11 protein-coding genes and 2 tRNA genes are annotated in these 12156 nt (G+C 67.4%); 3 read left to right on the forward strand and 10 right to left on the reverse strand.

Going from position 1 to position 12156, the window contains the following annotated elements; all coding sequences use genetic code 11:
* A partial coding sequence (locus MKK63_RS04890; protein WP_243999258.1) for a CsbD family protein occupies positions 1-141 on the forward strand: 141 nt, incomplete at its 5' end.
* A gap of 128 nt (positions 142-269) precedes the next feature.
* On the opposite strand, the gene MKK63_RS04895 is transcribed toward MKK63_RS04890, so the two are convergent.
* From MKK63_RS04895 to MKK63_RS04940, 10 genes are all read right to left on the reverse strand, one after another.
* The gene (locus MKK63_RS04895) at positions 270-1535 is read right to left on the reverse strand and encodes an adenylate/guanylate cyclase domain-containing protein (protein ID WP_243999239.1); all 1266 of its coding nucleotides are present in this window, start codon (positions 1533-1535) and stop codon (positions 270-272) included.
* Positions 1532-1930, reverse strand: a complete 399-nt coding sequence (locus MKK63_RS04900) for a response regulator (RefSeq protein ID WP_243999241.1) — start codon at positions 1928-1930, stop codon at positions 1532-1534. Before MKK63_RS04900 ends, MKK63_RS04895 begins: the two co-directional genes overlap by 4 nt.
* A complete protein-coding gene (locus tag MKK63_RS04905) occupies positions 1927-3945 on the reverse strand; it encodes an ATP-binding protein (protein ID WP_243999243.1) in 2019 nt (672 codons plus the stop codon). The genes MKK63_RS04900 and MKK63_RS04905 overlap by 4 nt, the downstream gene beginning before the upstream one ends.
* Positions 3942-4919 (reverse strand): ABC transporter substrate-binding protein, encoded by a 978-nt coding sequence (locus MKK63_RS04910; protein WP_243999245.1) that lies wholly within the window; start codon positions 4917-4919, stop codon positions 3942-3944. The genes MKK63_RS04905 and MKK63_RS04910 overlap by 4 nt, the downstream gene beginning before the upstream one ends.
* 126 nt (positions 4920-5045) lie before the next feature.
* Positions 5046-7355, reverse strand: coding sequence for a TonB-dependent receptor family protein (locus MKK63_RS04915; RefSeq protein WP_243999246.1), 2310 nt, complete (start codon positions 7353-7355; stop codon positions 5046-5048).
* Positions 7356-7419: 64 nt separating this feature from the next.
* A complete protein-coding gene (locus MKK63_RS04920) occupies positions 7420-7821 on the reverse strand; it encodes a DUF2946 family protein (RefSeq protein WP_243999248.1) in 402 nt (133 codons plus the stop codon).
* A 19-nt stretch (positions 7822-7840) separates the two neighbouring features.
* Positions 7841-9223 (reverse strand): PepSY-associated TM helix domain-containing protein, encoded by a 1383-nt coding sequence (locus MKK63_RS04925; RefSeq protein ID WP_243999250.1) that lies wholly within the window; start codon positions 9221-9223, stop codon positions 7841-7843.
* Positions 9224-9261: 38 nt separating this feature from the next.
* Positions 9262-9627, reverse strand: a complete 366-nt coding sequence (locus MKK63_RS04930) for a hypothetical protein (RefSeq protein ID WP_243999252.1) — start codon at positions 9625-9627, stop codon at positions 9262-9264.
* 71 nt (positions 9628-9698) lie between these two features.
* Entirely contained in the window at positions 9699-11168 is a 1470-nt protein-coding gene (locus MKK63_RS04935; RefSeq protein WP_243999254.1) for a short-chain fatty acid transporter, read from the reverse strand.
* 265 nt (positions 11169-11433) lie between these two features.
* A tRNA-Gln gene (locus tag MKK63_RS04940) sits at positions 11434-11507 on the reverse strand.
* 174 nt (positions 11508-11681) lie between these two features.
* Here MKK63_RS04940 and MKK63_RS04945 point away from each other — a divergent pair.
* Positions 11682-11771, forward strand: a tRNA-Ser gene (locus MKK63_RS04945).
* A 155-nt stretch (positions 11772-11926) separates the two neighbouring features.
* Positions 11927-12103 (forward strand): hypothetical protein, encoded by a 177-nt coding sequence (locus MKK63_RS04950; RefSeq protein ID WP_243999256.1) that lies wholly within the window; start codon positions 11927-11929, stop codon positions 12101-12103.
* Positions 12104-12156: the final 53 nt, after the last annotated feature.

Genomic DNA, 12156 nt, shown 5'->3' on the forward strand with positions numbered 1-12156 from the left:
GCGGCCGGCCAGGTGACCGGCAACGACAAGCTGGTGGCCGAGGGCAAGGTGCAGGAGCTGAAGGGCGAGGCGCAGAAGACCGCCGGCGACGTCAAGGACGGCGCCAAGTCCCTCGCCGACAAGATCACCGGCAAGCATTGATCAAGCCTATGCTACGGGTGATGCGCAGATCCGCCGCGCATCACCCCGATCGAGTGCCTCGCCACGCCGATTGGCACTGCGAGCGACGACGCAGCCTTCGAGAGCGGAAGGCCGAGACAGGTGCTCCCTCAGCGGACCTCGATCCGTGTGCCATTCGCTCCATTGAGGAGGCGCTTCAGGTGAAAGGCGGCCACGCCGTCGTCGGGACGCAGTCCGACCAGGGCGGCGAAGGCCGCCAGAGCACCCACGTCACCGGCTTCCAGCTTGGCGTAGGCGTCTCGGTACTGGTTCAAGGCCGTATCGTCATAACCGGCCTCCGTCAGGGGCTCGAAGGCGCGCAAAGCCTCCTGCTTGCCGCGCAGCAGCAGATCGCCCAGCGGCCGGCCGCGGAAGGCCCCGGAACGGGCCACCGCCGTCTCGCTGACGCAGATCCGCGTACCGAACGCCTTGTTGGCGTTCTCCAACCGCGCTGACGTGTTGATGGTGTCGCCATAAGCCGTGTAGTCGAAATAGCGGCCGCCCCCGAAATTGCCCACGATGGCCGGCCCGGCATGAACGCCGATCCGTGTCATCCCGAATGCGATGCCGCGCTCGTACCAGCGGGCGCGGAAACCTTCGGCCGCCTGATCGAGGTCAACGGCACAGGCCACCGCCCGGGCTGCGTGGTCCGGCTGATCGCCGGGCGCGTTGAACAGGACGTGGAGCGCGTCGCCGACGATCTTGGCCACTGTTCCCTCATGGGCGAACACGACGTCGGTCATCTCGGCCAGATAGCCGTTCAGGATCTCTGCCAGCAGCGTTGGGTCGAGGCTCTCGACGAGGCTGGTGAAGCCGGCGATGTCGGTGAATAGGGAAGCCACGTCGCGGCGATGGCCACCGAGTTCCAGGCCCGAGGGATCTCCGGCGAGCCGTTCCGCGAGGTTCGGCGAGAAGTAGCGCGCCAGCGAGGCATGCGCCCGTTCGGCCAGGGATTTCCGCCGTCGAACCTCGCGCAGCGCCGCGACATGCCGGAGGGTCCGCTCGATCGTCGTCTCCAAGTCGACGAAGTCGATCGGCTTCGTCAGGAAATCGAAGGCGCCGCGGTTCATCGCGGTGCGGATGTTGGCCATGTCCCCGTAGGCCGACACGATGATGGTCGATGGCCGCTCGGCGAAGTCCTGCAGCTTGGTGAGCAGCGTCAGCCCATCCATGCGTGGCATGTTGATGTCGGACACCACCATGTCGACGTCGTGATGCGCGGCGAGACTGTCCAGCGCCTCCTGTCCGTCATGCGCGAACAGGAACGTGACTGCGCCCTGCCGGATCTGGCGACGGAATTTCTGGGTGATCAGCGTTTCGAGGTCCGGTTCGTCGTCGACGACCAGGATCTTGGCGCTTGGCAAACCTTCGGTCATGCCGTCCCCGCGCGCAGGGCGAGCCGCCGTTCGATCTCCGCCTTGAGCAGGGTGAAATCGATCGGTTTAGTGATCAGCCCGACCGCCCCGGCGGCCTCTGCCCGTTCCCGCGTCTCGGCGTCGCCATAGGCGGTGATCATGATCACCGGCACATCGGGTTGCGCCGTACGCACCAGCGGCAGCAGTTCGAGCCCTGTCATCCCGGGCATGTTGATGTCCGAGAACATCAGGAGCAGGTTCGGCCCGTTCGTCGTCTGCACCCGCTCCAGGGCCTCGGCAGCCGAATGCGCGAAGGCCATCTCGAAGCGGCCGGCGCGCAACTCGCGGCGGAACTGCTGCCGGAACAGCTCGGTGACATCGGGTTCGTCGTCGACGACGAGGATCAGGACGTTCATGGGTGGCTCTCGGGCTCGCGCGCCGGCACGCCCGCACCGGCGGCCACGGTCGTTGCGCCGCCGCGCGGCAGCGTGATCGTGAATTGGGTGAACTGACCGGGCTCGGTGGCGACGTCGAGCGTCCCGCCATGCTGCTTCGCCACGATGTCGTGGCTGAGCGACAGGCCCAGCCCCGTACCCTCACCGGCCGGCTTCGTGGTGAAGAACGGGTCGAACATCTTGGCCTTGACGCCCTCGGGGATCCCCGTCCCGTTATCCCGGACGCGGATTTCGACCGTATCGCCGTGGACGCGCGTTGAGATCGCCAGGGTCGGCGCGTAGCCGGGCTCGGCCCCGTCGGTCCGCTTCTCGGTGGCATAGAACCCGTTCGACATCAGGTTCAGGAGCACACGCGTGATTTCCTGCGGGTAGATGTCGACCAGTCCGGCCGCCGGGTCGAAGTCGCGCACCAGGGTCACGTTGAAGCTCGGCTTGGCGGCGCGGGCGCCGTGATAGGCGAGGTTCAAGCTTTCCTCGACGAGGGCGTTGATGTCCACGGGGCGGTGCTCGCCGGATCCGGTGCGCGAGTGCAGCAGCATGTTCTTGACGATCGAGTCCGCCCGCTTCCCGTGCTGGACGACCTTGTCGAGGTTGTTCGTCAGAAGCTCGGCGATCTCGTCGGCCTCCGCGCGGATCTTCGGGTCGAGGTCGATCGCCTGAAGCATCGCGTTCAGCTCGTCCACAAGCTCCTGCGAGAGCGACGCGAAGTTGTTCACGAAGTTCAGGGGGTTCTTGATCTCGTGCGCGATGCCGGCCGTCAGCTGACCCAGCGAGGCGAGCTTCTCGGACTGGACCAGGCGGCTCTGGGCCTTCTGAAGGTCGTCGAGCGACGCGTTGAGATCGCGGGTCCGTTCCTCGACCTTGGCCTCCAGGGTCTCGTAGGATTCCTGGATCCGGCTCGCCATCGCGTTGAACCGGTGCGCCAGGGTCTCGATCTCGTCGCCGGTGCGGATCACGATGCGCTCCGACAGATCCCCGGCGCCGAACCGCTCCGCCCCGTCCTCGAGCTGGCGGATCGGCACCACCATGCGCCGGGCCAGGAAGGTGCCGGCCACCGTCGCCATCAGCACGCCGAGGCCCATCAGCGACAAGGTCTGGATCACCGACTCGACGAGCGGCTCCATCGCCTCGCGCAACGGCAGCTGTACGAACACGATCCAGCCGAGCCGGGCCACGGGGGCGTGCGCCGCCAGAACGAGGCTGCCGTCGAGCCACTTGGCGAGCCCGTCGTCGCGCGCGCCGCCCTTTCCGGACAGGGCGTCGGCGACGGCCGGCAGATCGGACAGGTTGGTGTCGCGCAGCACGAGGCTGAGATCCGGGTGGGCGATCAGCCGTCCGGTCGACGTCGTGACGAAGGCGTAGCCGCCCTCACCGTTGTGGACGGTGCCGACAACATCCCAGATCAGCTTCAGATTGACTTCCGCGACCGTCACCCCGGGTTCACGCCCGGCATGCGCGACCGCGACCGTCATGTAGGGTTCGGAGCCCCGGCGGAAGTAGACCGGTCCGAACCATGTCTTGTCCTTGAGCGCCTCCGTGAAGCGCGGTGAGGTCGAGAAATCCCTCCCGCTCGCGATCACGTCCGGTTCAAGGCGCGAGACCCGCAGCTGTTCTTTCCCGTTCTGGTCGAGATAGGCGGCCTCGGTGATGGCGGGTGCCTGACGCATCAGGCGGATGAAGTCATAGCGTTGCTGGTCCGGCGACAGGCGGCGCCATTCGGCCCGGGTCGTCCACCCGATCTGATTCTCGATCTCGGACACGAAGGCATCGACGCGCTCCGCGGCCGCGTGCGCCTTCTCGCGCTGCACCGCGATCGCGTTGTCCTTCGCGTCGTGGAAGTTCAGCGTCAGGTCGACCGCGCCGTTGATCAGCAGCACCAGCGTTACCAAGCCCACGAAGGCGACCGCGAATTTCGCCGACAACGGCAGACCGAACCGTCTCGGTCGGGCACCGTGAGGTGCGTCGGGACCCGTCATTCCACATCCTCGTCCGCCTGAGTGAGCAGCGCAGAGGGGATTTCGAAACCGTGGGCGCGCGCGGTGGTCAGATGCACGACGAGATCGAACTTGGTCGGCGTCTGGACGGGGAGGGATCCGGGATTGTCACCGTGGAGGATGCGATAGACGTACAGGGCCGCCCGACGGACCACCTCGGCCGGATCAGGCCCGTAGGACATCATACCCCCGCGATGGGCGAAGCGGCGGATGGCGAACACGGTCGGGATCCGGTGTCGGGTGGTCAGCGCGACGAGGTGATCCCCGTTGGCCTCGCTGAAAGCGCCCGGTGCCACGATGAGCCCCGCCTGTCCGTGTTGGGCGAGATCCGCGATCACCGGCTCGATATCCTCGGCCTTCTCGGCGACGACGATGCTGTGTTCGATCGCGAGGGCGGTTGCGGCGTTCTTGAATGCGTTCGCGTAGAGATAGCCGCTGCGCATCGTTGCGCTGGGGTTGAGCAGCAGGGTCGCCCGTCGGATCGTCGGCACCGCTTCCCGGAGGACGGCGAGCCATTTCCCGCCGAGCGAGGATTCGTACAGGGTGAAGCCCGTGATGTTTCCCCCCGGGCGCTTCAGGCTTGCGATCAAGCCAGAGCCGACCGGATCGGCCGCTCCGACGAAAACGATCGGGATCCTTCGGGTCAGCCCGGCGACCGAGCGCAACTGCCCGTTGAGATACGTGACGATCACACGCGGTTCGGACCGCACAACTTCGGCGGCGAGCGCACGTACATCTTCGCGATCGGCGCCTTTCCAGCGATGGTCGAGTTCGAGATCGTTCTGTCCATGATCGCGCAGAACCGCATCGAACGCCGCCGACAATGCCTGGCCCTCGGCGTCACCCTCGGGGAACGGCCAGAGTGCCACCACGCGCCTCGACACGTCGGCCCACGCAGCGAGGGGCGGGCTCGACAGGAGCCAAGGCAACCCAGCGATCACGGTTCGCCGCCTCATCCGATCCCCGAACTTCATCGACCGGCCGGATGGGCCGAGCGGCACGCACGCGACATGACCGATTGCCCAGCCCGTAGCGTAATCCAAGCTCAGCCGTAAGGCCACGCGGCAGCCCGAACACGGTTTCTAGAATGACAGCCGCATCCCGCCGACGATGTTGCGTGGCGCACCCGCGAACACCGATCCCGTCGTGCTCGCCAGAACGGCTGCATTGTTCTGAATACCGGTCGTTCCGCTGATCGAGTTGGAAAGATTTTGTGCTGATGCGACGTAAATCGTATCGAATAGATTGCGAACTTCGAAATAGAAGCTCAACCTTTTGGCGTATACGCCGCTCAACTCCGTCGCGTAGTGCAGATTGGCGTTGACGACGGCGTATCCCGGTGCCTTCAGCAGATTGGCGTTGTCGAGGTAGAAATCGCCCTGGACCACGGTCTCCACGAAGGCGCCCAGGCCCGCGAACGGACCAGCCGGCACGTCGTAGCCGATGCGCGCCAGGAGCTGGTAAGCCGGCACGCCGGGGATCTGGTTGCCCGCCCGGTCGAACCGCCGCGTCAGGCTGCCGGCACTGAGTTGCTCGGTGTAACGCGTGTAGATCTGGTCGTCGAAGCCGTAGGCCAGCGTCCCGCGCCAGCCGGGCGCGAAGGCCCAATCGGCGCCGACCTCGATCCCGCGATGCTCGGAGGCCGGAGCATTGAACGTGTAGGTCTGCAGGCCCGCCCCGGGCGATTGCGAGACCAGCTCGTTGCGGAAAAACTCGTAGAACCCGGTCACGCTGAGGCGCAGAGCCTCGACCGGGCTCCAATCCGCACCGAGATCGAAGCCCAGATTCTCCTGGGTCTGGAGCTGGGTGTTGTTGCCCGGCAACCCGGCCGCCGTGACGAACAGGTTGGAGGCGGCGGGTGTGGCGTATCCCGTGGCGACCCGGCCACGGAACGCCCAGGCCTCGTCCGGCCGGTAGACCACGGCGAGTTCGGGGGCGACATTGAGAAACGATCGGTCGGCAGCCGCAATGGTCCGGGTCGTGCCGCTCGCCGAGTAGCCGAAGGCGAGGTTGCGGCCTGTGATGGCGGTGCTCTCGGCGCTGAGTCCGAGCACGCCGGTCCAGCGGTCCGACAGGGCGAGTTGGAGCCGCGCGCGCCCGCCGAAATTCGACTGCACCGCCGCCTGATCGCCGATCAGTGCCCCGAGCCGCGGGCCGCCATAGGGCGCCCGGTTGTAGGTCGCGGTGTGGTTGTCGATCGTGTTGTAAGCGAGCGCCACGTAGCCGACCGCTGGTAGGCCGAACAGGTCGCCGCGCCGCGTGAGGTCGCTTATGACGTTCCACGATGGGAACGACCCCAGGAAGGCATTCACGTAGAACGGCTGGTTGAAGTTTCGCTCGTCGAAGCCGACTTGCGTCCGCCACGTGGTGAAGGCGTCGAGATCATGTTCCCAGCGCGCCGCCACGACGGTGCGGCGGTCGTTGCGCCCGAAGCCGCCCTCGTCGGCGGTGACCGGCACCGTGGCGCCGAAGGCACCGTTGCGGAACAGGGCGAACGTCGTGCAGCCGGGCGCCGCACGGGCCGCCGCAGCGCAGCCACGCTGATACGGGTTGATGCGGTACTGCGCCAACGAGGACCGGGCCGCGAGATTGGTGTCGAGCGTGTTGTTGATTACCTTGAGGGTGAAGCGGTTGTCCGGCGTCGGGGTGTAGCTCGCAAGCAGGTTGATGGTCTGCGTGTCGTAGGCGGAATGGTCCTGATAGCCGTTGGCCCGGACATCGCTGGCGAACAGGCTGATCTCGACCGGGCCGCTGACGCCGCCGACCGTGAAGGAATGGCTGAGATACCCGAAGCTGCCGGCATCGGTGCCGATCTCGTAGCCGTCGATCTCCCGGCCGGTCCGTGTGCGGAACGCGATCGCACCGCCAGTGGCGTAGTTGCCGAACAGTGGCGATTGCGGACCGCGGAACACGTCGATGCGGCTGTAGGCCCGGGGATCGGTCAGATCGAAGCGCGAGGCACCGTCCGGCTGGGTCAGGACGAACCCGTCCTCCAGCACGATGGTGTTCTTGATCACGCCGGTGGAGCGGGCGTTGTTGCCGCGGATCGAGATGACTACGTCGCGACCGCCATTGCCCTGGCGCACGGTAACGCCGGGGCTGTTGACCAGCACCGAACCGATGCTGGTCGCGGGCCGGTCCGCGATGGTGTTGGCGCGGCCGATGCCGGTGACGACTTCGCCGACCGGGTGCTCGATGACGACGGGTGCCGAGCCCGGCGGTGCGGCCACGCCGAAGGCGCCCGGGCTGACCCGGCCATTGGCAGGCTGCGCCTCGCCCTCCACGGAGAGTTCCTCCAGCGTCACGGAGGTCTCAGCGATCGCGGGGATCGGGCTGCCGGCAAGCAACAGGGCGAGGGTGCCGCGGCGCAAGGCGGCTGGGTTCAGGGACATCGCGTGGTCTCGTCTGATCGAAAGTGGCGGACGGCGGGCAGCCATCCGGTGCGGACAGGAGCGATCAGGCGGCGGCGGGTGGAGCGCGGGGACGGGCGGACGATCGGGATGGAGGCTGGCCATAGACGGGCGGCGGGATCGGCCAAGCCACGGCGCGCCAGCTCAGCCTGCGCGCGAGGGTCGATCCGTTCGGGACAGGAGGCGGGGCCAATCCGGCGCGACACAGCTGGCACAGGGCGCATGCCGGCGCCTGCGAATCCTCCTGATCGACCGAGGCTGTCGCACCGGCACCATCCGGCCCGTGCCCGCACAGGATCCCGATGGGCAGGTCCGCGCGGGCGCCGAGCATCATCCGCAGCGCCGCGACCGGCGCCAGCGCCTGGACCCAGAGCGCGAGCGCGATCAGCGCGACGCCAAGGAGGCCCGGCCTTCGGCCGCTGGATCTCGGAGGGAGCAGCACGGGCATCGAGCCCGTCCGCCTGGTCTTAGGCCCGGACCCTTCTTCGGAGGTGCTGGGCAGCGAGGTCGAGGCCGAGCATCCCCAGAATGGCGAGACCGGTCAGCGGGAACAGCGCGCCGAGGCCCGCAACCAGCATTGTCACCGTGGCGACGACGCGTCGGTCCCGCGGCCAGGGTGGTACGCCGAGGCCGCCCGCCGGCCGCCGCTTCCACCACATCGTCCCGGCGGTGACGGCCAGGAGGATCGTGGCGAGGCAGAAGGCCAGCATGGCGAACTGGTTCGCGCGGCCCCAATGCTCGCCCTTGTGGATGCCGATCCCATACTGGATCGCCCGGCCGACCGGACCGAGATCGGCGAAGCGGACATCGAGCAGCTTTGCGCCGGTATACTGATCGAGGGCGATGACCCGCTGGCGGATGACGTCGCGGGGGTAGACCGAGGCGGCGTAGACACCATCGTCCCCGACCGGCAGGGCGAGTTCATAGCCCCGCGGCATCCCGCGTTCGGCGAGGATCGCGGCTGCCCGATCGATCCCGAGGGTCTGAGTCGACGCGGCGGCCGGAGTGGAACGTGGGACCGGTGCGTCCTCCAGGGTCCAGCCCGGATCGGACAGCCGGTCGCGCAGCGGCACCGTCGAGACCGGGTGATGCGCCCAGAGGGCGGCGGGCTGGCCGAGGCCCGCGGCATTCGACCAGCCGCGCAACTGCTGGCCCCACCAGATCGACCAGGGCAGACCAGTGAGGGCCAGGACGAGCAGCCCACCCCCCGCCAGAAGACCGGTGACGGCGTGCAGATCGCGCCACCAGACCCGCTGCCGCGGCGTCCCCCGCACGCTGATCACCCCTCCGTCCCGGCCGCATGGCCACCAGAGATAGGCGCCCGTCAGCACGAGGATCACCGCGAAACCGGCCACCACCTCGATCACGGCGTTCGCGAATGCGCCGAGATAGGCAAGACTATGTAACCCCCGGAGGACGACCATGAACTCTTGGTCGCGGGCCACGCGATCCAGCACGGCGCCGGTATAGGGATCAAGGTAGACGAGGATCCTGTGATCCCGCACCGCGAGGGTGACGAGGGCGGACGTCTCCGGCGTGGCGGGATCGGTATACGATACCGGCCCGGCATCCGGCACGGCCTGCATCGCGTTGAAGATCAGGCGGTCCGGACCGAGGGGCGGCGTCTCGTGAACCGGTACGCGCGTCCGATAGGCGAACAGGCTGCCGTTGATCTCGTCCTTGAACAGGTAGAGCGATCCCGTCGCCGACAGGGTGATCAGGAACGGCAGGCACAACAGGCCCGCAAAGAAGTGCCAGCGCCAGACGGCTCGATAGATCGCCTCGCGCGAGGCACGCAGCGCGGTACGCGCCCCATAGGCGGGGGCGTTGCCGGAAACGACGGTCGACATGGGTATGGGTCCGGGCCTGAGCGATCGGGGCGGGATCGTCAGGCGGCGGGTGGACCTCGTGCCGTGCCGGAACGCGGCGGCGGACCGGTTCTCGGAAGCTCCGCTTCAGGACGCCAAACGACCTGTACGACCGGTCCGATGGCCGAAGCCGGCACTGCCGACACGGAGATCGGCAGGGTCAGGTTGCCCGCCTGCACCAGCGTGCAACAGGCGTGGATGTGGATGCTGATCGGCCCGTGGTCCGGATCGCCTGCCGGATGCTCGGCGCACAGGACGGCACCGGGCGCCGCGAAGGCGCGGGCTGGCGCGGCGAGACCCAGGAAGGCCTGGAACAGCAGCGCGTAGAGCGCGATCACTGAAAGGATCGCGCGGCCTTGGACCGTCCGGGGCGGGCGCCTGCGCATGCGGCGATCTAGGCGCCGGCGGCGGCACGCGTCAATGCGCGCCCCGCTACCGGGCCCTAAGTCCGGCGCCGTTACGGCATCACAGGCGGATGGTAGGTCAGCGTGAAGGCGAGCGCCCAGAGCAGGAACAGCACCAGTGGCAGGTGCACGATCAGCTGGAGGAAGCTGAAGCCCACGATGTCGCGTGCCTTCAGGCCGAGGATGCCGACCAGCGGCAGCATCCAGAACGGGTTGATCAGGTTCGGCAGCGCCTCGGCCGCGTTGTAGATCATCACCGCCCAGCCGAGATGGACCTTCAGCTCGTTGGCCGCCTGCAGCACGTAGGGCGCCTCCAGCAGCCATTTGCCGCCGCCCGACGGCACGAAGAAGCCGAGGATCGCCGAGTAGACGCCCATGGTCAGCGGGAAGGTACCGGCGGTGTTGAGGCTGACGAAGGCGTGGGTGATCGCATCTGACGCGGAGGTGCCGGCAGCGTTCTTCGGTCCGGTCAACATGCCGCTGATCGCGGCGTAGAGCGGGTACTGGATCAGGATGCCCGCGGTGGCCGGGACCGACTTCGCGACCGCCGCGAGGAAGCGCTTCGGCCGCCAGTGCAGCAGCAGGCCGAGGGTGAGGAAGAGCAGGTTGTAGGTATTGAGGTTCGAGATCGCCACGATCCAGGATTGGCGGGCGAATTCCTGCACGATCCACCCGCCCGCAATCACCACGAGGAGGATCGTCAGGATCGGCGAGTGCTCCAGCCATTCGCCGGGCTGGCGGGCGGGTGGGATGTCGCTCGTCTCACGTGCGACCGGGACACCGAGCGTCTCGGCGGTGACGGCCGTCTCGCGGCGGGGGGCGGAGGCGTACGCGATCGCCACCGAGACGACGAACAGGATCGCGGCAATCAGCATGGATTGCCACAGGAAAATCGTCTCGCTGAATGGGATCACCCCCGAGATGGCGAGCAAATTCTTGGTCAGGCTCGCCGGGTTCGCCTGCAGCTGCGCCGCCGAGGAGCTGAGCCCGAGCGCCCAGGTGGCGCCGAGCCCGAGATAAGCGGCCGCGCCCGCGGCCCGGTAGTCCATGCGCAGGTCCGTGCGGCGGGCCAGCGCCCGGACGAGCAGGCCACCGAAAATCAGGCTGAGCCCCCAGCTGATGAACGAGGAGATCATCGTGGCGCCGGCCACGAACCCGACGGCGCCCCGCCCGGTCTTCGGAACCTGCGCCAGCCGTTCGATCAGAGCCTGCATGGGCGGCGACGTGGCGACGACGTAACCACCGATGGTGACGAAGACCATTTGCATGGTGAAGGGGATCAAACTCCAGAACCCGTCGCCGAAGCTCTTGGCGATGGCGGCCGGCGGGGCGCCGTTCGTCAGGGCACCGAGGGCGACGATGACCACCGCGATGGACACGAAGATGAACGCGTCCGGGAACCAGCGCTCTGCCCAATTGGTGAAGCGGACTCCGAGCCGTTCCAGCGATCTTGCGCTGCCCGTACTCGGGTCAGACGCGGCGCCGCCAGCGTTCTGGACAGGATCGGCCGGGGTGGTCGCCATGGGGTTCCTTTACGACCGGCTCTTTCGGCTGATCGTCAGAGCAGGACTTCGCGGCCCGGCCTAATCTCAAATCACGTGCAGACAAAGTCAGGTCACCGCTTGATGACGCTGCGATGGGCCGCTGTCGAGCCCGACCGCGCCCCTTTGCATGACTGCGCGTTTCAAATCGCGAGGCCGCTTGAGGCCAACCGGATCGTTCAGCCGCCCAATGCGTGGAAGCCAACAAAAAACCCGCCAAGTGCAGGACTTGGCGGGTTGAACTCGATGGCTGGGGGACCTGGATTCGAACCAGGACTAGAGGAGTCAGAGTCCACCGTTCTACCGTTAAACTATCCCCCAATCGGCCGGAGGCCGTACCCATTCGTCTTGACGACGGTCGGAGCGGCCGCGCTGCGAACAGCGGCGTCTGGCGTGGGCGGTGGGATAGGCGGATTGGTCTCGCAGGTCAACCACCGTTCTCCGGTTGACGGGGGATCGGCCGCCGCCGTAACCGTTGAATTGCGGATGCTGCCAGGAAGGGTGGCCGAGTGGTTTAAGGCAGCGGTCTTGAAAACCGCCGTGGGGGCAACTCTACCGTGGGTTCGAATCCCACCCCTTCCGCCAGCATGCGTCGGCCTCGCTGAGGTCGCCACGGACATCAAACCCAGTCTGAAGCGCCGCGCCCATCCGCGGTCCCGATCGGTCACGGTACACGACACAGTGGCGGCGGGCGGCGCGCCGTGGTGGACTGAGGGATTCCTCGCCAAAGGGATCCCCCCATGTCCGCTTGTCTGCGCACCGCCCTGACCGAGAGCCTATCGGCGCATCTGGGCCTGGGCAAATCGCGTCCTGAGACGCTGAGCATGTTGCTGATCGGCTTGATCCACAGCCCGACGGTCAAACTCACCCATATCGCCAGGCAGTGCCACGGCCCGGCCCGCTACGCCCCGAAGTAACGCCGCCCGCAAAGCTTCTTTCCGCCCAGTGCGCTCCATAAGGTCCTGATCGC

It is taken from the genome of Methylobacterium sp. J-088 (assembly GCF_022829295.1).
Lineage (GTDB): Bacteria > Pseudomonadota > Alphaproteobacteria > Rhizobiales > Beijerinckiaceae > Methylobacterium.